General features: G+C 55.8%; 20 protein-coding genes and 1 tRNA gene. 5 read left to right on the top strand and 16 right to left on the bottom strand.

Annotation, left to right across the window (positions count from 1 at the left end; translation table 11 throughout):
- Positions 1-17 precede the first annotated feature (17 nt).
- From A3L10_RS04415 to dcd, 6 genes are all read right to left on the bottom strand, one after another.
- Positions 18-1,733 carry a glutamate--tRNA ligase gene (locus A3L10_RS04415; protein WP_088866568.1) on the bottom strand — a complete coding sequence of 572 codons (1,716 nt, stop codon included), beginning with the start codon at positions 1,731-1,733 and terminating at the stop codon, positions 18-20.
- A 77-nt stretch (positions 1,734-1,810) separates the two neighbouring features.
- Positions 1,811-3,205 (bottom strand): DNA primase DnaG, encoded by a 1,395-nt coding sequence (gene dnaG, locus A3L10_RS04410; RefSeq protein ID WP_088866567.1) that lies wholly within the window; start codon positions 3,203-3,205, stop codon positions 1,811-1,813.
- Positions 3,202-3,603, bottom strand: coding sequence for a toprim domain-containing protein (locus A3L10_RS04405; RefSeq protein ID WP_088866566.1), 402 nt, complete (start codon positions 3,601-3,603; stop codon positions 3,202-3,204). Before A3L10_RS04405 ends, dnaG begins: the two co-directional genes overlap by 4 nt.
- Before the next feature lie 74 nt (positions 3,604-3,677).
- Complete coding sequence (locus tag A3L10_RS04400) at positions 3,678-4,952, bottom strand: TIGR04013 family B12-binding domain/radical SAM domain-containing protein (RefSeq protein WP_088866565.1); 1,275 nt, start codon at positions 4,950-4,952, stop codon at positions 3,678-3,680.
- A 73-nt stretch (positions 4,953-5,025) separates the two neighbouring features.
- Positions 5,026-5,229, bottom strand: coding sequence for an archaeal histone HpkA (gene hpkA, locus A3L10_RS04395; RefSeq protein WP_088180029.1), 204 nt, complete (start codon positions 5,227-5,229; stop codon positions 5,026-5,028).
- 340 nt (positions 5,230-5,569) lie between these two features.
- Positions 5,570-6,040 carry a dCTP deaminase gene (gene dcd, locus A3L10_RS04390; protein WP_088866564.1) on the bottom strand — a complete coding sequence of 157 codons (471 nt, stop codon included), beginning with the start codon at positions 6,038-6,040 and terminating at the stop codon, positions 5,570-5,572.
- A gap of 48 nt (positions 6,041-6,088) precedes the next feature.
- Here dcd and A3L10_RS04385 point away from each other — a divergent pair.
- Positions 6,089-6,164, top strand: a tRNA-Arg gene (locus A3L10_RS04385).
- A gap of 577 nt (positions 6,165-6,741) precedes the next feature.
- Here A3L10_RS04385 and A3L10_RS04380 read toward each other — a convergent pair.
- From A3L10_RS04380 to A3L10_RS04340, 9 genes are all read right to left on the bottom strand, one after another.
- Complete coding sequence (locus A3L10_RS04380; protein WP_157726889.1) at positions 6,742-7,038, bottom strand: hypothetical protein; 297 nt, start codon at positions 7,036-7,038, stop codon at positions 6,742-6,744.
- 97 nt (positions 7,039-7,135) lie between these two features.
- Complete coding sequence (gene rpl12p / locus A3L10_RS04375) at positions 7,136-7,453, bottom strand: 50S ribosomal protein P1 (RefSeq protein WP_014012337.1); 318 nt, start codon at positions 7,451-7,453, stop codon at positions 7,136-7,138.
- 78 nt (positions 7,454-7,531) lie between these two features.
- Positions 7,532-8,551, bottom strand: a complete 1,020-nt coding sequence (locus tag A3L10_RS04370) for a 50S ribosomal protein L10 (RefSeq protein ID WP_088867540.1) — start codon at positions 8,549-8,551, stop codon at positions 7,532-7,534.
- A 5-nt stretch (positions 8,552-8,556) separates the two neighbouring features.
- A complete protein-coding gene (locus A3L10_RS04365; RefSeq protein ID WP_088866562.1) occupies positions 8,557-9,207 on the bottom strand; it encodes a 50S ribosomal protein L1 in 651 nt (216 codons plus the stop codon).
- A gap of 79 nt (positions 9,208-9,286) precedes the next feature.
- Positions 9,287-9,778, bottom strand: a complete 492-nt coding sequence (locus tag A3L10_RS04360; protein ID WP_088866561.1) for a 50S ribosomal protein L11 — start codon at positions 9,776-9,778, stop codon at positions 9,287-9,289.
- Between the two features lie 26 nt (positions 9,779-9,804).
- Positions 9,805-10,263, bottom strand: a complete 459-nt coding sequence (locus A3L10_RS04355) for a transcription elongation factor Spt5 (RefSeq protein ID WP_088180034.1) — start codon at positions 10,261-10,263, stop codon at positions 9,805-9,807.
- Between the two features lie 20 nt (positions 10,264-10,283).
- The gene (locus tag A3L10_RS04350; protein ID WP_088866560.1) at positions 10,284-10,469 is read right to left on the bottom strand and encodes a protein translocase SEC61 complex subunit gamma; all 186 of its coding nucleotides are present in this window, start codon (positions 10,467-10,469) and stop codon (positions 10,284-10,286) included.
- A 38-nt stretch (positions 10,470-10,507) separates the two neighbouring features.
- Positions 10,508-11,629 carry a cell division protein FtsZ gene (ftsZ, locus tag A3L10_RS04345; RefSeq protein WP_088866559.1) on the bottom strand — a complete coding sequence of 374 codons (1,122 nt, stop codon included), beginning with the start codon at positions 11,627-11,629 and terminating at the stop codon, positions 10,508-10,510.
- A gap of 121 nt (positions 11,630-11,750) precedes the next feature.
- Entirely contained in the window at positions 11,751-12,569 is an 819-nt protein-coding gene (locus A3L10_RS04340) for a D-aminoacyl-tRNA deacylase (protein ID WP_088866558.1), read from the bottom strand.
- A gap of 225 nt (positions 12,570-12,794) precedes the next feature.
- Between A3L10_RS04340 and A3L10_RS04335 the strand changes: the two genes are divergently transcribed.
- From A3L10_RS04335 to A3L10_RS04325, 3 genes are read left to right on the top strand one after another with little or no spacing between them, the layout of a single operon-like run.
- Complete coding sequence (locus A3L10_RS04335) at positions 12,795-13,826, top strand: TAXI family TRAP transporter solute-binding subunit (RefSeq protein WP_088866557.1); 1,032 nt, start codon at positions 12,795-12,797, stop codon at positions 13,824-13,826.
- Between the two features lie 11 nt (positions 13,827-13,837).
- Positions 13,838-14,290 carry a DUF1850 domain-containing protein gene (locus tag A3L10_RS04330; protein WP_088866556.1) on the top strand — a complete coding sequence of 151 codons (453 nt, stop codon included), beginning with the start codon at positions 13,838-13,840 and terminating at the stop codon, positions 14,288-14,290.
- Between the two features lies 1 nt (position 14,291).
- The gene (locus A3L10_RS04325) at positions 14,292-16,607 is read left to right on the top strand and encodes a TRAP transporter permease (protein ID WP_088866555.1); all 2,316 of its coding nucleotides are present in this window, start codon (positions 14,292-14,294) and stop codon (positions 16,605-16,607) included.
- 61 nt (positions 16,608-16,668) lie between these two features.
- On the opposite strand, the gene A3L10_RS04320 is transcribed toward A3L10_RS04325, so the two are convergent.
- On the bottom strand, positions 16,669-17,877 hold the full coding sequence (locus tag A3L10_RS04320) for a hypothetical protein (RefSeq protein WP_088866554.1): 1,209 nt from the start codon (positions 17,875-17,877) through the stop codon (positions 16,669-16,671).
- Between the two features lie 52 nt (positions 17,878-17,929).
- Here A3L10_RS04320 and A3L10_RS04315 point away from each other — a divergent pair, with 52 nt between their 5' ends.
- Positions 17,930-18,514 (top strand): RNA ligase partner protein, encoded by a 585-nt coding sequence (locus A3L10_RS04315; RefSeq protein WP_088866553.1) that lies wholly within the window; start codon positions 17,930-17,932, stop codon positions 18,512-18,514.
- The last annotated feature ends 16 nt before the right edge of the window (positions 18,515-18,530 follow it).

Below are 18,530 nucleotides of genomic sequence, written 5' to 3'. Positions count from 1 at the left end.
AAATTTTAGAAAAGAGGTCACTTGTGGGCGAAGATTGCCACGACCTTCTCTCCAACTTCATCGATTCTGACGAAGCCGAAGCGCTCGAACTGGACTATGTCGTCGACCTTGAGCTCTGCGTCGCTTTCCAGGAGGCCCTTTCTGACTATCAGCTCGTCTCCCTCCGGCACGAGAACCTCGCAGGGCTTTCCTTCGGTGACCCAGTGGACCATCCTCCAGCGGTGCTCCCTGGCCACCTCGTACTCGACGCTGTGGAACTTCGCCCTGATCCCGTCTTCGCCCGCCTCGATTATCTCAACGTTAAAGAGGTCCTTCAGGCGGACGAAGCTGCCCGGCTTGAAGAGCTCCATGTCGTCCCTTGAGACGTAGACAGGCTCTCCCGGCCTGAACTTGAGCTTTCTCGTTCCCCTCTCCGGGTGGTCGGGGTGGAGCGGTATCTCCGCTGTGAACTCCTTGGCCCCCTCTATGTACATGGGTATCGGATCGGCCACGAAGAAGTACCTGTTGGCTATCGGCTCGATGATGTGCCTGTTTATCGCCGCGAGGTTGTCCCAGCTTATCGTCGTGTCGCTCCGCTTGAGACCGACCTCGATGATGAGCTGCCTTATTGCCTCCGGCCTTATGCCGCGCCTCTTGAGGGCCCTTATGGTCCCGAGCCTGGGGTCGTCCCAGCCTAGATACTTCCCTTCCTGGATTCCCTTCCTCGTCTTGGACTTGCTGAGGATCACTCCCTCTATGCTGAGCCTTCCGTGGTGGACGGTAACCGGGTACTCCCAGCCGAAATAGTCGTAGATGTAGCGCTGCCTCGTTTCGTTCTCCGCGTGCTCCTGACCGCGGAAGATGTGTGTGACACCGAGCTCGTAGTCGTCTATGGCCGAGGCGAAGTTGTAGAGGGGCCAGACGCGGTACTTGTCACCGACGCGTGGGTGGTCCGCGTTGTCTATTATCCTCAGCGCCGGCCAGTCCCTCACAGCGGGATTGGGGTGCTTGAGGTCGGTCTTAATTCTGACGACGGCTTCGCCTTCCTTGTACTCGCCGTTCAGCATCTTCCTCCAGCGCTCCAGCTGAACCTCAACCGGCTCCTCCCTGTGAGGGCAGGCGATGCCCTTGTCGCGAAGCTCGCGGAACTTCTCAGGCGGGCAGGTGCAGACGTAGGCTTTCCCGCCCTTTATGAGCCTCTCAGCGTAGTCGTAGTATATCTCCAGCCTGTCGCTGGCGATGTGTATCTCGTCTATCTTGAAGCCGAGCCATTCGAGGTCCTCCAGTATCCAGTCGTAGAACTTGGGCTCGGGCCTCTTGACCTTCGGGTCGGTGTCGTCAAAGCGAAGGATGAACTTGCCGCCGTAGAGCCTCGCGTACTCGTGGCTCAGAATCGCGGCCCTCGCGTTTCCGAGGTGGAAGGCTCCATCCGGATTGGGGGCGAAGCGGGTAACGACCTTCCCCTTCTCGGCCTTTGGCAGGGGTGGGAGGCCTTTCTTCTCCTCCTTCTTGGCCTTCTTCTCCTCGAAGAACTCGGGATAAATCTCCCTGAGCTTGGCCTCCTGCTCCTCGATGCTCATGCCGTTGACCCTCTCGACGATTTCGTTCACGAGGGGGATTACCTCTTTCGCCTTCGGCCTCAGCTCTGGGTTCTCACCAAGAACCTTCCCTATCACCGCCTTGGCATTCGCCTTTCCCTTGTGGGTGTAAGCGTTTATGAGCGCGTACTTCAGTATAAGCTCCTCCACGTTCATTCTCCTCACCGGGGGGAGAAAGGCGGGAGTGGTTATAAAGTTAGTCCTCGGAAATTAGGAGAAAAGAGGTGCGGAGCTCACTCCGCGAAGGTAACTATCTTGAGGTTTATCGGGCGCCTGACGACGTTGTACTTCCTCGCGCCCACGAGGTACTTGACACCGCTCTCGCTCACGGTGTCTATGAGCCTCTGGGTTATGACGCCGTTGAAGACCACCGCGTAGACGTCCTTGCGCTCCTTGAGCTGGTTCGTGAGTTCCCTGACCGGTATCTCCGCAACGGTGTTCTTGTCCTTGTCGAGGAGGAGTGCCATGGACTCCTTGGAGGCCTTGACCTTCTCTATGAACTGGCCGAACTCCTCGAGCTCGCTCGGCTTCGGCTGCTGGATGGGTTTTATTATGCGCTCCTCCCTCCTGGGCTCCGGCTGGGGTTTCCTCTCCTCGACTTTCTGCGGTTGCGCTGGGGTCACCGCCTGGGCGGGTGGCTTGGATTCCCTCTTCTCCTCCTTGGCCTTTGCCTTCTCCTTTTCCTTGATGACGTCGTAGAAGTTCCTGCCCTTGTAGAATATCTCCGTTATGACCTGCTCGGCCGGAACCTTGCTCCTGAGGGACTTGACTATCTCCTTCTTGGTAAGCTCCTCGACCTCCTTGCCCTCCGGTGCCCTTGCCACGTAGTCAACATCCGCCACCTGAAGGAGCTCCTTGAGGATGAGCTCGCCGCCGCGGTCACCGTCGGTGAAGGCGGTAACGATGCGCTCTTTGCTGAGCTTGATTATCGTCTCCGGAACGGAGGTGCCCTCGACGGCTATGGCGTTCTTTATGCCGTGCTTGAGCAGGTTGAGCACGTCGGCCCTGCCCTCAACGACTATGATTGAGTCTGAGAACGGCACGTGGGGTCCAGCGGGAAGCTTCTCGGGACCGTACTCTATGAGTTCCTTGGCACGGACGGCCTTCTTGACCTCCTCGGTAAGCTCCTGGGTTTCCGGTATCTCCTGCTCCATCAGGCTCTCGAGTATCTCCTTGGCCCTCTCGATTATGTACTTCCTCTTGGTTGCCCTGACGTCTTCGATGCGGAGAACCTTTATCTTGGCCTCGGCCGGACCAACGCGGTCGATGGTTTCAAGAGCAGCCGCCAGGATAGCGGTCTCGACCCTGTCAAGGCTCGATGGGACCGTTATCGTTCCATAGGTCTTTCCGGCCTTGGTGTGAACCTCAACCCTTATCCTTCCAATCCTTCCGGTCTTCTGAAGTTCCCTTAAATCGAGATCGTCACCCAGAAGGCCCTCAGTTTGACCAAAAATAGCACCAACGACGTCGGGCCTTTCAACAATTCCGTTCGCTTCAAACTCCGCATATATTACGTACTTTGTGGTTCCAAACTCGTCTTTGGCTGACATACCACCACCTTCTTTCCGTTTTTCAAACTTCTGCTTTTCAGCCAAAATGTGGTGAAGCACTGTCTTCTTCCTCTTCATCGAATCCCCTCCAGCGGGGGGTCAGAAACGGAGACGACCTTAAGGTAGAGACCATAGAGGTCTTCGATCCCTTTGATGTCCTTCTTTGCTATTCTCTTGAGCTCCCTGCGCGTCTCTGAATCAACCCTGCAGGGATAGCCCTCCAGATACCGGAGGAGCTTCCTTGCGAGTTCTTCGCCCTTTCTGTCGAAGTCCGTAAGTATCATGACCTCTTTATGTGATGACGCGATGAGCGCAACTTCCGTTAAAGGCAGGCGGGAGAGCCTTATTATCTCCGCCCTGACCCCCAGATTCCTCAGAGCCACCTCGTCTCGCGGGCCCTCCACGATGAGGGCTCCCTCAAACTCTCGCAGTTTATCTATAAGCTCCAGGAATCTTTTATAGTTTTCGGCGTACATATTGCCGTCGGTTAGGTAACGAAAGAATGGGGTTATAAGTTTATTGGATGATTTTTGACGCTTTTTTGTCTACATCAGCAGACGTTCCGAACGGGTACCGTGTGGCTCATCGGCTCCTCGTAGAACTCGTCCATGAGTTTCCGGAGCTTTCTGGAGAGTTCAATCTGCATCCCCCAAGAGCCCTCTATCTTCCCCTTAGCCGCCATCCTGCCGAGGAACTTCTTCATCTCATCGCTCAGTGGGCTCGGTCTGCAGCGTGCCCATGGCGTCCCTGGGAGCGGCATGAAGTAGTGCGCCCTTACCTTCCCGCCCCTAGCTATTATCCATCTCATCAGGTCGATGCTCTTGCGCTGGCTCTCCTCCGTTTCATTCGGAAGGCCGACGATGAAGTCAACGATCGGCTCGAAGCCGTACTCGAGCATGTACTCGACCGCCTGCTTAACGTGCTCCACCCTGTGAACCCTGTGCATAGCTTTTAGCATTGCATCGTCGCCGCTCTGGGCACCTATCGCCAGCCTTCTGTTGTCGGCGTAGTCGATAAGGAGCTCCAGCGTCTCTGGAAGGACGAACTCGGGCCTAACCTCACTCGGGAACGTGCCGTAGTAGAGCCTTCTGCCCTCTTTCCGAAGGGGCTGGAGTGCCCTAAGGAGGGCCTCGAGCTTGTTGAGCTTTAGAATCGCCCCTGGAGAGCCGTAGGCGAAGGCGTTCGGCGTTATGTAGCGCATGTCCTTCATCCTGCGGGAGTACTTGACTATCTGGTCTATCGGCCTGTGTCGCATCCTCAGCCCCTTGATATAGGGTGTCTGACAGTAGTAGCAGCCGAAGGGACAGCCCCTCGTTATCTCGATGGGGGATATCAAGCGAACGCTCTCGGGATAGGGTGGAAAGCGCCAGAAGTCCTCAACCTTGGCGAAGCCCGTAAAGACGAACTCGCCGTTGAGGTAGAAGGCCAGCCCCCTGATGTTCAGAAGCTCCTTCGTGACCCGATATCCACTGTTTTTAAGGGCGCTCAGGAGACTGTAGAGAACCTCCTCGCCTTCACCAATAACCGCGATGTCAAAGCCGAGTTGATTGAGGGTGTGCTTCGGCATCGCTATCGCGTGGTAACCGCCCGCGACGAGAAGGGTTCCCATGTCTTTCAGGAGGCGGATCTCTTGGGGCAGGTTTTCCCATATCTCCTCCGTGAAGAAGGAGTACAGAACCACCTTTGGCCTCGCCCGGAGTATCTCCCGGAAGTCCTTGGTTATCAAGAGCTCGCTCAGGTCAAAGCCCTGGCTCTCCAGGGCGCCGAGGAGATGGACGAAGGCGTTGTGGTTGCGCTTGGTCATTCGGACGGCTATCTCGGGCATGTTTGAAGCCTTGAGAAGGGGCTTAAAACGCTAACGGTTGGGAAATGGGAAGTAAAAGAAGCCAAAAAGGCCTTCAGGCCTTGATGGCAAGCTTGATGTCCTCCGCCTTGACGGTCTTTCTGCCGGCGTGCCTGGCGAACTGGACGGACTTCTTGCCGACCTCAATTGCGTACTCCTCGAGGTACTCGGCGAGGATCTTGGCAGCCTCCTCGCTGACCCTCTCGGCACCGGCCTTCCTTATAAGCCTGTCAATCGGGGCAATCGGCAACTCAGCCATTCACAACACCTCCAGGAAGGGTTTTTCGGTATTTTTTAAGGAATTGGAGATATATAAACCTTTCGGTAAACGGAGCCATCTACGTCGACTAGATGCCCAATGCGCCTTTGAATACAATCGGCTTGACCAGCCGAATATTTTCATGAGCATTCCCAGCAATAGATAACCTGGCAAAAGCACAACATGCCATAGGAGGCCTTACCTGGATGGTGCCTTCCCACGGCTATAACCGGGTGATACCGCGGTCTATCGGCCCGACGGTCGCGAGAAAATGGGAGTTGGCTTATATCTGCCTGAGAATGTCATAAGAAATAGAACGAGGGTTAATGGGCAGATTTGGTTATTTCGAGTTTCTCTTTGAAAGCGCGAGATGCTGGCTCCCCTGATAGTTTCCCCGGTACGGGTTTTTCGCTGGCCCTTCCAGTCTGATGAATGCTATCTGTACGAAGCGCTCTCCGTAGGCGAGTTCAACCGCTTCATCCGAGGCGTTGTAGATTCCGAGGGTGAGGTTGCCATCCCAGCCCGGGTCAACCCATGCGAACGAGCCGAGGAGGCCTTCCCTTGCGAGGCTGCTCCTGAGCTTCATGTCCCCCATGACATCGTCCGGGAGCCTAACACGCTCGAGGGTCAGGATGAGGGAGTAGGTCTTGGGGGGAATCACAACTTTTCCGGCCTTTTCAACGTCGATCAGTTCTCCGTTTATGTGTGCCTCCCTCCCAACGCGCAGGTCGTAGCCTGCCGGCTGGAGGGACTTCTCGTTGAAGGGCTCGATTAGAATTTCCTTCCTGATTTTCCAGTCCGGGAGCATCATTACCAACCACCGCAAGCTTTATTTTGCCGCCCCTTAAAACACTTCCGAGGGCCCGTGGCCTAGGGGACATGGCGCCGGCCTTCGGAGCCGGTAGTCGCGGGTTCGAATCCCGCCGGGCCCGCCAGTAATACAAACTTTTGCAGAGCAAAAGTTTGATCAAAAGCTTGTGATTCCTTTTGAGTGGTCAGATTTTTAGCGGGTTTTTGTTTTAGTGGTGACTTTATAAGGGGATTCATTGCCAAAAAGGCTCTTTTTAACGGGTTCAACTTCAACTCGCGCTCCAAAGGAGCGCTAAAAAACCGAACCTATTGAAGGTTGCCTTCGTGGAATGAATCCAAATCAACTGCCAATTTAAGTGAAGACCCCTTCTAAATAGCAATCCATAAAAGAATCACAAACTTTGATGAAACTTTGCGCAGGCAAAGTTTCCTGTACTCTCAAACCCCCGATGCGGGGTTCCACCCCGCGCCCCGTTTTCTCTAAAAACCTGGGAAACTACGTTTCCCCACCTTCCTCTGTTCCTTAATCCTCCGGGGGGCTAACGCCCCCACACCCCCAGAACTTTGCTTCGCTTCCCACGAAGCGCTGGCGGAAAGATGACGTGAAATTCTAAAAGTGCTTGTTTTTCAGGAGTTACCTTTCTCAGGCGGTGCAAATGGGGTCAAGATAAAAGATAGACCCTCAAAATACGAAAATGCCTCTCACTCCTGGGTCAGGCTTCTTATGAGGTCGTCAAGCGCTTTGTAGGCCTCGCTGGTGGCGTAGACCTTTGCCATGGTGTCCATGATTTTGTAGTGGGCATCAACGCGGTAGGCGCCGATGTTTTTTCTCAGCCCATACGGGCCGACGAGAACCTCGCTCACCATACTGACCCATTCGGTGTAGACGGTCATGAGCTCCTCCAGAACCATTACCTTGGAGGCCATTCCCATCTCCTGGAGGGCCTCGTTGAGGGGTTTACCCCCGGTTTTTTCGAGGGTTATGGGCATGGAGACCACCAGAGAATTATGGCGCTCATGTTATTTAACGGTGGCGAATGGCTGCAAAGAAAAGTGGTTGGGTGTCCGCCCGAAGGCGGACAAAAGGGAAAGGATTTCAGCCGAAGAGGGCGCCGAGTCCAGCGAGGGCCTCCTCCTCGCTGGCCTCCTCTTCCTCTTCCTCCTCTTCCTCAGCGGCGGCCTCAGCCGGAGCCTCGGCAGCCGGAGCAGCGGCAACGGCAACCGGGGCGGCAACCGGCATGGCGGCCTTCTCGATGACCTCGTCGATGTTAACGCCCTCAAGGGCGGCAACGAGGGCCTTTATCCTGGCCTCGTCCGGGCTGACACCAGCGGCCTCAAGGATGGCCTTGAGGTTCTCCTCGGTTATCTCCTTACCAGCGGCGTGGAGCAGCAGAGCGGCATACACGTACTCCATTTTTCGCACCTCCAATCATCTTCATTTTTTCATTCATTTCACACGGATTTGTTCAGGGATACGAGGGAAATGGAAAGTTCAGCCGAAGAGCGCGCCCAGTCCCGCGAGCGCGTCCTCCTCGGAGGCTTCCTCTTCTTCCTCCTCTTCTTCCTCAGCCTCCTCAACCTTCTCCTCTTGAGGCTGAGCGGCAACGGCTATTTGTGCCTGTTGGTTTAAAAGCTCTTTGGTCTTCTCGTCGAGCAGGTCCTCAGGCAGCTCCTGGGCTATGAGCAGGACTGCACGCAGAGCCCTGCCAAAGATGTCCTCGACGGTCTCTGGGGTGACGTAGCCAGCCTCCACAGCGACGTTCTTCGCGCCGAGGAAGGCCTTCTGGATGATTGCCTCGATGGTCTGGCTGGTCGGGTAGGCTGTGTTGACTGACAGGTTGAACGCGTGCATGTAGGCCTGCTGGAGCAGGGTGATGTACTCGCTCTCGTCGATCGCTAGGACTTCTGGAGTGTAGACGATTCCGTCCTCGTAGGCCGCGAGCAGGTTGAGACCGACCTCGAGCGGCTCGATTCCGAGCGCGTTGAGGATTCTCGCGAGCTGGTCGGTGATGACTTCACCGGCCTTGAGGACGGTGTAGTCCTTCTGGATGCTGACCTTACCCTTCTCGATTCTCGCGGGTATGCCAAGAGCCTGCATCTCACCGACGAGCGGACCCGGTGAGATTGAGGTCGGACCGGCTGGAATCACGACGTCCTTGGGAACTGCAACGCCTGGCTTCGCCGGGGCCGGGGTCTTGCTCTCCTCAAGGAGCTTGTAGAGCTTGAACGGGTTCATCTCGGTGGCGAGGATTCCTGCTCCGCCCTGGATGTGGTCGATGAGCTTCTCGAGGTCCGGGTTGTTGAGCTCCTGGGCGGCCCTCTTTATGGCGAGCTCTATGAGGGTGTTCCTGCTGACCCTGAGGAGCGCCTTGCCCCTGAGCTTCTCACGCATCTTGCTGAGCGGGTAAGCCGGGACGTTGGCGACGTCAACGAGCGCTATCACTGGGTAGCTCTTGATGATGTTGGCGAGCTCTTCAACTTCCTTCTTCTTCCACTCGGCTACGTGGGCCATCTCCCTCACCTCTCCACCTTAACTGCCGGTCCCATGGTGGTCTTGACGTACACTGACTTCACTTGATTCTCGCCGCGCTCCAGCTTGTTGATAATGGCGTTGAGAACTGCCTCGGCGTTCTCAGCGAGCTTCTCGTCGTCCATGTCCTCGGTTCCTATCCTGGCGTGCACAACGGGGTTGTTCTTGAGCTGTAGCCTGACGGTCCTCTTGAGCCTTGCCACTATCGGTTCGAGGTTGGTCATGGTCGGCGGCACGACCTGCGGCATCTTGTTCCTCGGACCGAGGTACCTACCGAGGTACCTACCGATCTTCGGCATCAGGGGAGCCGCCGCCAGGAAGAAGTCGTAGTTCTTCGCGAGCTTTCTGGCTTCCCTTGGACTCTTGGCAAGTTCCTCAAGCTGCTCTCCACTAATCACATCAAGCCCGAGCTTTTTAGCCGCCTCGGCAACGGCACCATCAGCGATGACCGCGATTTTGGGCTCCTTCCCACGACCGTGGGGCAGCACAACCTCAAGCTTAAACCTGTTCTCCGGCTTGCGGAGGTCTATATCCTTGAGGTTGACTGCCATTTCGACGGTCTGTGTGAAGTTGCGCGGCTTAGCCCGGGCCTTCGCCTCCTTCACCGCTTCCACGAATTTCTGCCTGTCATAGGCCATTTACAGCCCTCCTTTCGTTTTTGATTTAAGCAACGAAAAGTCAAAAATGCGTAAAAAGAGGGATTTTTAAACTTTTCCCTCACTCCTCGGCGTTGGCGAAAATCTCGTCGTAAACGCCTTCGTCAATCTCCTTCTGGACTTCCCTGGGGTCCTTGCCCTCAATGGTAACGCCCATGCTGAGGGCGGTGCCGATGACCTCCTTCGCCGCGGCCTTGAGGTCGGCCGCGAGCATCTGGTCCACCTTGGCCTTCGCTATCCTGATGACCTGTTCCATGGTCAGGTTCCCGACCGGGCTGTGACCGGGCTCGCTGGAGCCCTTCGGGGCGCCGATCTCCTTCTTGATGAGCTGGCTGACCGGCGGAACACCGACCTCGATCTCGAAGGTCTTCTTCTTCGGGTCGGTGACGATGATCTTGACGGGAACCTGCATTCCCTCAAAGTCCTTGGTAGCCTTGTTTATCTCGTCAACGACCTGCTTGACGTTGAGTCCAAGCGGACCGATGGCGGGACCGAGCGGGGGTCCGGGTGAAGCCTTTCCTCCCTCAACGAGCACCTCAACAACCTGTGCCATTTTTCTCACCTCTGTCTGTTGACCGTTCACTCCTTCTGGCGTTTGCTTATAAGTCTAACGTATTCGCCCCTCACCGTGACCGGAATCGGGACGATTGAGCCTATGAGTTCGACTACTATCTCGTCCTTGGCTTCGTCGACCCTTACGACCTTTGCCTTCTCACCCTTGAACGGTCCGGCAATGAGCTCGACTATGTCGCCGGGTTCGAAGCCGCTGACGGCCGGTTTCTCCTCAAGGAAGTGCTCTATCTCCTCAAACTTAACCTCGCCCGGAAGGGTGCCCTTTGCGTGGCGTATACCCTTTATGGCCTCGTCAACGGCGCTCTTACTGGGCGCCTCGACGAATATGTAACCCTTCACCTTTGACGGGGCGAGTATAGCGTAGACGGGCAGGTTGTACGTTTTAATCTTGCTGTATATCAGCTTGGCCGTGGTCTCTTCCTGGCCTACGGTGACGCGTACTGTAAATATCCTGCTGTCGCTCATTTCTATCACCCGTTGCTGGCTCAAGAGCCAGTGATGAGGTAGCCGAACAGACGAATAACAAGGCCGATGAGGCCGATTAGGATCATTCCGATGCCGGTAATCTTCGCTGCCATCTTAAATTCTTTCATTCCCGGCTTTTTTGTGACCATTAAAACCCTCCGCGACTCCGCGAAGAAGCTTTTAAGCTTTTCCGTGCTTGTTGCCACCCTCGTCACCTCGCTAAATTTTGAAAATGAAAGGGTCGTCAAAGCTCCTCAAGGTCGAGCTTAATAACTTTTCTCTCCGACTCCTCGGGGTAGTAGAGGGTCTCCTCCTCGGCGACGGCGTAGGGTGAGCTGACGCCGGTGACGACTATGAGTATCCTTATCATCTTGCCGAGCTCTTCATCGAGCTGGATACCCCAGATGACCTGGGCCTCGGGATCGAGCTTGCTCGTGACGAGCTCAATGATCTGCTGGGCCTCCTCGAGCTTGACGTCGCTTCCGATGATGCTTATAAGGGCACCCTTGGCACCGCTTATGTCTACGTCGAGGAGCGGGCTGTTGAGGGCCTGCTGGGCGGCCTCTAAAGCCCTCTTTTCGCTGTCGCTCTCGCCGATACCGATCATGGCGACGCCGCCGTCCTTCATGACCGCACGGACGTCGTTGAAGTCGAGGTTGACGAGACCGGGCTTGGTGATGAGCTCGGTGATGCCCTTGACGGCCTGGACGAGTATCTCGTCGGCGACCTTGAAGGCCATGTGTATCGGCAGGTTCGGGGCGACCTCCATGAGCTTGTCGTTCGGGATGACTATGACGGTGTCGCTGTTCTTTCTGAGCTTTTCAAGGCCGTACTCGGCGTTCTTTATGCGCCTTATACCCTCAACGGTGAACGGAAGGGTGACCACGGAGACTGTCAGGGCGCCCATCTTCTTGGCTATCTCAGCAACCACCGGGGCGGCACCGGTACCGGTACCTCCACCGAGACCGCAGGTGATGAAGACCATGTCGGCGCCCTCAAGGGCATCGCGTATGTCCCTCTCGTTTTCCTTGGCGGCCTCCTCACCCATCTTGGGGTTGTTTCCGGCTCCGAGGCCCCTGGTCAGCTCCTTACCGATGAGTATCTTCTTGTGAGCGCGAACCTTGAGAAGGTCCTGCGCGTCGGTGTTAACCGCGATGACCTTTGCACCCTGAATACCAACCTGCATCATCCTGTTAATGGTGTTACAGCCGGCACCGCCGACACCAACGACATAAATCTTGGCCTGTATCTGCTCGAGAATCTTCTTAAGCTCCTCATCAATGTCGGTCTGGGGGATTTGGGCCTCCGGGACCTTGTTAAGGTCGGCAGAGGTTCTTTCGATAGCGTCTTCAATCAGCTTCAGCATCTTTTCACCCTCCGGGCAATTTAACATCTGTTTCACTTTGTAGGCAGGTAGTATATAAATTTAGCTAAGGGCGAGTGCTGATTTTAAAATCCCGCTTAACATCTTTAAAGATTTCGATTGTTTAGTCACGTATGAACTCCAAGCCCAGTTCCTCGGCCAGCGCCCTAGCCATCTGCCTGGTTTCGCCCTTGCTGCCCTTCCAATCAACGTATATGGCGTCCACGTTCCCGGAGGTCCTCCCTATTGCCCTCAGAATGAGTTCCCTCTTGAGCGGGTGGGCGTACTTCGCCGCTATATGGCTGAACGCCAGGTCGGTCTCGAGGGCCCTCTTCGTCTGCTTCGGTGCGTAGTGCCCGCCACCTATCCCAATGGCAACCGGGAACTTGGCCTTCTCGTAGTTCTCAAGCACGTGGATTATCGTCTCGGCTATTATCTCTCCCGCCCTGTCGACTACCCATTCTTCCTCGCTTGAACCTATCTCTATGAAGAAGCTCGGCACCTCAAGCTCGCTCGGGCCGTGGTGCGTTGCCTCGTAGCAGACAGTCCAGCCGAGGTCGTTGAGTTCACTCATCTTCAGAAGGGCCAGCTTCATGGCGGCTGGCTGTGCGACCGCAAGGCTCTCGTCCTTTCCGCCGTATATCCCCTCGCCCCAGTTCCCGGTCACGTGGACGGTGAGTGCCGGCAGTTTTTGCTTGCTCGAGTGTCTGGAGGCGAAGGCTATGATCTCGGGCACGAAGCCCAGCTGCTCCTCAATGGCCCTGTCGAGGCCGTCGTAGTATATCATCTCGTCGTTCGTTGTCAGTATGAGCGTATCTCCCCTCTCGTACACTGGGTTTCCGTCGAAAACTTTTCCCGTTTCCTTGAATCCGAAGTTCTCGATAAGCTTGTTCATAATGTTCATCGAGGCAAGGTCTATCTTGGTTGTCATCACGACTTTCATTTTGCAACCCCTGAGGGGATATTCATTACAATTAAAAGGCTTTGCCCGGGTTCGAGATTCTACCTTTGTATACCTTATACCGATGGTTTTACGTTTTAGGTTGGATGTTTCATGAAAGATTTACGGAAAAGTAACACAAACTATATAACCCCAGATGTGCTTCAATATCCTAATATGGTCTTTAGACCATTAAACGTACATTATAGTTCGGAGGTGTGCAAGACTATGAAAAAACTTATGTCAATTGGGTTGGTTGCCGTTTTGGTTTTTGCCGTGGTTATGGCAGGCTGCATCAGTGGCGGCGGTGAAACGAGCACCACCAGTGGCGCCACCGAGACCTGCTCGGTGGAGATATACACTGGAGGAACAAGCGGTGTGTACTACCCACTCGGCTCCGCCTACGCCAACATACTGAACCAGTACAGCAAAGATGAGGCTGGTATTAAGATTGAAGCCAGGGCCGTCACCAGCGGTGCCAGCGTTGCAAACGCCCAGGCAATCGGTGAGGGTAGGGCCCAGGCTGCGATAATGCAGAACGACGTTGCCTATTACGCTTACAATGGGGTTATTCTCGATGCCTTTAAGGGCAAGCCTGTTAGCAAGCTCCGCGGTGTTGCTGCCCTCTATCCTGAAACCATACAGTTCGTCGTTAAGGCAGACAGCGGCATAAAGACCCTCGAGGACCTCAAGGGCAAGAAGGTTGCCGTTGGTGCCGCCGGAAGCGGTACCGCCGTGGCCGCCCAGCAGATACTCGAGGCGGCCGGAGTCTGGAACGACGTTGACAAGGTCTACCTCAAGTTCAGCGAGGCCGCCCAGCAGCTCAAGCTCGGCCAGATCGATGCCGCGGTTATAGTTTCGGGCGCCCCCACCCCGGCCATTGACCAGATAGCCGTTCAGACCCCGGTTAGGGTCCTCCCGATAGGCGAGGACATCCTCAAGAAGCTCAAGGACAAGGGCTACATATTCTACGTCACCCAGACCCTTCCGAAGGACACCTACAAGGGCATGACCGAGGACACCCAGACGCTCGCCGTTAAGGCCGTCCTCGTCGTCAGCGCCGACGTTCCGGATGACGTCGTTTACGCCATGACCAAGCTGCTCTTCCTCCACGTTGACGAGCTCAGGCAGGTTCACGCCAAGGCCCAGTACATCAGCTTCGACACTGCCCTCGACGGTATGAGCATCCCACTTCACCCGGGAGCCATCAAGTACTACGAGGAGAAGGGCAAGACCGTTCCTAGCGAATTAAAGCCGTGAGGAGGGTCTCTTTGAGCCGAAAAGCCCTTTCTTTTTTTGCAATCATTCTCGCATTTCTCCTGCTCTTTCTTCCGGTTAACGCCGTTGAGATAAGCGTTGATGGCGAGTCTCATTTCTATCCCATTGGTTCCACCATCGAGATATCGTACATCCACAGCGTTGAGCGGAGCACCGTTGTCGAGGTGCTCGTTGCCAACGATAGCGGCTTCTACGCCGTTGAGATGAAGTGGAAGGACTTCGGGGCGGGGCTTCCAGAGGACATCCAGAACCTCACCGACGGGTTCTACGTTAAGAGGACGAACGACTACCTGGGCAGGGATTTCAAGTACTGGTTCATCCCGATCAACTGTGCCAACGTCACCGTGGACGGCTCGCCCGTTCTGAGCAGTCCTGGACATGAAACCATCGTTGATTTTCGTGTTAGGCGCGTTCCGCTCATTGTGAAACTAATAGGGAGGTGGTAAAGTGTCAGAGGAACCTACTCTCGATGTCGTTGCGGCCGAGGAGGTTGTAATAGAACGAACCCGAACGTTACCGCCTAGGCTGGAGCTTGTCGTGAAGGTGGCCGCCATACTCATAGGCCTCTACGAGATTCTCTTCATATTCAACTTCAACTATACCCTCTACGACCTGTTCCAGCGCCTCGGTGTGGAGCTTGAGTTCCTGAGGATAACGTTCCAGCCCAAGCAGGGTGAGGCCTTCGTCATGGCCATGCTCATGGTGATAACGTTCCTCCTCTACCCGATACGCAAGAAGGAGAAGTACTTCAAGAAGGTTTTCGCCTACGACTACGTCATGGGAGCCGCCGGAGTCGTCTCAATGCTGTACCTCTTCGCGGTTTACCAGCGCTACATCCTAACATCGACCCTCAACCAGACCGACGTAATCTTCGGCCTGCTGGCTATAATAATGGTCATTGAGGCAACGAGGCGGGTCCTCGGCTGGGTTCTGCCCATGATAGTGGTCCTTTTCCTGCTCTACGGAATCTACGCCATCGACTACGACTGGGTGCGCTTCGTTCAGCAGCTATACTTCGACGAGGGAATCTTTGGAATCCCGTTCTTCGTCATGACGATATACGTCTTCGCCTTCATATTCTTCGGCGCTTTCCTGCTCAAGATAGGCGTCAGCGACTACATCACCGAGTTCATGATAAACCTCTTCGGAAAGAGGCCAGGTGGTCCTGCGAAGTCTGCGGTCGTCTCAAGCGCCCTCATGGGAACGGTCAGCGGTTCGAGCGTCGCCAACGTCCTCACAACGGGAACCTTCACAATTCCGCTGATGAAGAAGGCGGGCTATCCACCCGAGATAGCGGGAGCAGTTGAGCCGGTCGCGTCAACCGGCGGCCAGCTGATGCCGCCAATCATGGGCGCCGCCGCCTTCATCATGGCCGAGTTCCTCAACCTGCCCTATAACAAAATCATCATCGCCGCGGTTCTGCCTGCACTGGTCTACTACGGCGGAGTCTACCTCTTCATAGACCTCGAGACCAAGAGGCTCGGCCTGAAGGGCATGGCAGCCGAAGCGTTCAAGACGATGGCCTACTTCCTGCGCAAGCTTTACATCCTCCTGCCGATAGTCGTCATCACGGTGGCCCTCGTCTGGGGAATAGCGCCGCAGATAGCCGCTATATCGTCGCTCGGAGTTGCCATATGGGTTGCGTGGATATCAAGGGACGAGATATATGGAAACGAGAAGCTCTACGTCGCCATTTCGCTGCTGGCAACGCTGCTGATGTTCCTGGGCAAAGACATTGGAAGGCAGACCGCGATGGTTCTCGCCGCGATGTTCCTTCTGCTGGTGGCCCTTGGAGTCATGAAGAAGGGCGTCGCCTTCAACGAGAAGTTCTACATCAGTGCGACGTTCCTCCTCTTCATTGCCCTGACGAAGTACCTGCTGATGAGCAAGGAGCAGATAGTCCTCATGACCGGTGTCTTCGGAATAATCTTCTCAATCCTCGTCGGCTACCGCTCCAGCATGGACAGCGGCAAGATGATGTACAGGGCAACCTACGAGGCGATGATAGATGCCGGAAAGACCAGCGTCAGCGTCATGCTCGCGGCCGCCAGTGCGGGCCTCATCCAGGGTGTCCTCACGATGACCGGTGAGCTGACGAACATTGGCTACCGCCTCATAAGCCTTACCCACGGAAACCTCTGGCTGCTCCTCCTGCTAACGATGGTCTTCAGCCTCATCCTCGGAATGGGCGTCCCCACGACGGCCAACTATATCATCACCTCGCTCGTCGCCGCCCCGGCAATTTACATGCTGGTCAGAAACATAGAGCCCTACAACCAGCCGGTTCCGGGCTACACCGTCCTTATAGCCATGCTCGCGGCCCACTTCTTCGTGTTCTACTTCGGAATCCTCGCGGACGTCACCCCGCCGGTGGCCCTCGCAAGCTACGCGGGCTCCGCTATAGCGGGCGGAGACTTCTGGAAGACCGCGATGAACGCGGTGAAGTACGCGCTGGCGGGCTACATCGGGCCGTACATATACTTCACCCACCCGGAGATGTTCCTCATAACGGTCTCGGAGTGGACGCCGGCGATGGCCCTGAGGGTGCTCTACTACCTCTTGGCGACCCTCTTCGTCATGTACCTGCTGGCGATAGCGCTGACCGGCTTTTACAGCACGAAGCTCAAGCCCTGGATGAGGGGAATAGTCGGCGTCCTCGGCCTGGCCGGCGTGACGCTGAACCCCATCATCATAGGCGCGGGCGTCGCCGCGTGGCTCGGTCTGAAGTTCTACGGGGCAAGGTTCGAGAAGAGCGCATCCTAGCCCTTTGTTTTTAATTTTCCCTTTGTTGCCTGTTCTAGAAAAGTTTTGAAATTGAAAAGGGTCAGTAGAGCATGACCTCAAAGCCAAGCTCGCTCAGCAGGTCCGCCAGCTCCTCGCTGTCGACGTAGACTAGCAGGTGGTGGTTGCCGAGGGTTCCGTCCAGAAAGTCCCCCGCGTCCTCAACGCGGAGCTTGACCTGCGTCCTGCACCTGAAGTCGCTGTGCTCCTGGCCGACCACCTCGACGCCGGCAACAACCGCCTTTCTTCCGCGTATCTTCATGAGGCTGGCCCTTCCCTTCGGCAGCTGGACGTCCACGCCGACTCCCATGCCGCTCTCGAAGTGGGACCTGACGATGTACTTCCCGATGAGGGGCGCGGTGCAGTGGGCCAGGATTACGTGGTTCTCCCCGTAGTCGGCTATGTTGCCCATGAACGCCGGCTTGTCGAAGAAGCGCCTCGCTATCATCATGCCGAGGAGAGCGTTCAGCTCGCCCTCACAGGCGGCCGGAATTCCCTCCGCGTTGAACATGGCCAGCGCCAGGCAGGGCGTTGCCTTGAGTTTGCCTATCAGGTCGAAGCAGCCGATGGTAAAGCCGTCGAGCCTGTAGTCCTCCAGGATTCTCTTTATGGCGAGGTATATCCTTCCTGCCTTCACCAGGTCCTCCCTGCCGGGTTCCTTTATCTCCATGGCCTTTCCGACTATTTTTTCCACGACCTTCCAGCCTTCCGCGTCGGTGGTTGCCTCATAGTACTCGTAGAACTTCTTGAGGCTGATGCTGGTGTAGGGGAGCTCGAACTTCTCGTTGATGAGCCAGGGTGAGACCCTGCCTATCAGCCCTATGCGCATGCGGAGGAATTTCTCCAGGAGATCCTTCATGTCGTCGTAGCCCAGGAGGGCGGCTTTAAGCTCGTTGAGGTCCTTCACCAGGGTGGAAGGCACCAGCCTGTCCCTGAAGTACTCCCTGAGCTCGATTCCGGCTGCGAGTGAGTTATTGAACGGGTCGCCGTAGATGACTACCGGCCGTCTGTAAACGAAGAACTCCTTGAGCGGTCCCTCGGTTCCTCCCGTCAGGGGATAGAGGACTATCGCGTCAACCTCGTTGAAGTTGACTTCCTCCTTGGCCTCCTTGAAATCCCTCTTCGTCGAGATGAAGAAGCCTCCGACGACATCGAACTCTCCTGCGAGGGCCGTTATGAACTCCGAGGCCTTTTTCTCGAATGCCTTTGGGTTTGCAAGCTCGCTGACTCCAAAAACGACTCCAACTTTCATGCTTTCACCTAACCGTTTTAAACTTCCGCGCTTAAATAAGCTTGTGGTGGTCATGAGGTTCGTCCTTGATACGAGCATCTTCGTCAACCCGGAGATACGGGACAGGTTCGGTGACTCCCCAACCGAGGCCATGAGGACTTTTCTGGGCTATGCTGAGAGGCTCTTCGGGAAGGTGGAGTTCTACATGCCCCCCGGCATCTACCGCGAGGTTATGCACTTCGTTGATGAGGAGGAGCTCCTTCCGGAGATTGAACTCTACGTGATTAAGAAGCCCCCTAACGTCCACGACATCAAGATTCCCGCCTTCGTCGTGTACGAACTGATAGACGACATCAGGAGGAGGATAGACAAGGGACTCCGCGTCGCCGAGAAGGCGGTGAGGGAGGGGGTCATCGAGACCGATAACGTGGACAAGATAATCCAGAAGCTGAGGAGAAACTATCGGAAGGCCCTCAGGGAAGGCATCGTTGACAGCAAGGAGGACTTTGAGCTTATCTTGCTGGCAAAAGAGCTCGACGCAACTATAGTTTCCGCCGACGTTGGCATACTCACGTGGGCTCAGAAGATGGGGATCAAATGGATCGACGCGGCCAACTTCAGGGACGTCCTGGAAGGCCTCGTTGAGAAAATGGGCTGAGGGAAAAATTTATAAA

Origin of the sequence: Thermococcus radiotolerans (assembly GCF_002214565.1) — an archaeon.
GTDB classification, from domain to species: Archaea; Methanobacteriota_B; Thermococci; order Thermococcales; family Thermococcaceae; genus Thermococcus; species Thermococcus radiotolerans.
The sequence above is the reverse complement of the archived record's forward strand: the minus strand, read 5'-3'. Positions and strand labels throughout refer to the sequence as shown.

Excerpts from the sequence above, each read along its gene's own strand:
- A3L10_RS04415 (WP_088866568.1), bottom strand. The coding sequence starts at position 1,733 with ATGAACGTGGAGGAGCTTATACTGAAGTACGCGCTCATAAACGCTTAC.
- dnaG (WP_088866567.1), bottom strand. The coding sequence starts at position 3,205 with ATGAAGAGGAAGAAGACAGTGCTTCACCACATTTTGGCTGAAAAGCAG.
- A3L10_RS04405 (WP_088866566.1), bottom strand. The coding sequence starts at position 3,603 with ATGTACGCCGAAAACTATAAAAGATTCCTGGAGCTTATAGATAAACTG.
- A3L10_RS04400 (WP_088866565.1), bottom strand. The coding sequence starts at position 4,952 with ATGCCCGAGATAGCCGTCCGAATGACCAAGCGCAACCACAACGCCTTC.
- hpkA (WP_088180029.1), bottom strand. The coding sequence starts at position 5,229 with ATGGCTGAGTTGCCGATTGCCCCGATTGACAGGCTTATAAGGAAGGCC.
- dcd (WP_088866564.1), bottom strand. The coding sequence starts at position 6,040 with ATGATGCTCCCGGACTGGAAAATCAGGAAGGAAATTCTAATCGAGCCC.
- rpl12p (WP_014012337.1), bottom strand. The coding sequence starts at position 7,453 with ATGGAGTACGTGTATGCCGCTCTGCTGCTCCACGCCGCTGGTAAGGAG.
- A3L10_RS04370 (WP_088867540.1), bottom strand. The coding sequence starts at position 8,551 with ATGGCCCACGTAGCCGAGTGGAAGAAGAAGGAAGTTGAAGAGCTCGCC.
- A3L10_RS04365 (WP_088866562.1), bottom strand. The coding sequence starts at position 9,207 with ATGGCCTATGACAGGCAGAAATTCGTGGAAGCGGTGAAGGAGGCGAAG.
- A3L10_RS04360 (WP_088866561.1), bottom strand. The coding sequence starts at position 9,778 with ATGGCACAGGTTGTTGAGGTGCTCGTTGAGGGAGGAAAGGCTTCACCC.
- A3L10_RS04355 (WP_088180034.1), bottom strand. The coding sequence starts at position 10,263 with ATGAGCGACAGCAGGATATTTACAGTACGCGTCACCGTAGGCCAGGAA.
- ftsZ (WP_088866559.1), bottom strand. The coding sequence starts at position 11,629 with ATGCTGAAGCTGATTGAAGACGCTATCGAAAGAACCTCTGCCGACCTT.
- A3L10_RS04340 (WP_088866558.1), bottom strand. The coding sequence starts at position 12,569 with ATGAAAGTCGTGATGACAACCAAGATAGACCTTGCCTCGATGAACATT.
- A3L10_RS04335 (WP_088866557.1), top strand. The coding sequence starts at position 12,795 with ATGAAAAAACTTATGTCAATTGGGTTGGTTGCCGTTTTGGTTTTTGCC.
- A3L10_RS04320 (WP_088866554.1), bottom strand. The coding sequence starts at position 17,877 with ATGAAAGTTGGAGTCGTTTTTGGAGTCAGCGAGCTTGCAAACCCAAAG.
- A3L10_RS04315 (WP_088866553.1), top strand. The coding sequence starts at position 17,930 with ATGAGGTTCGTCCTTGATACGAGCATCTTCGTCAACCCGGAGATACGG.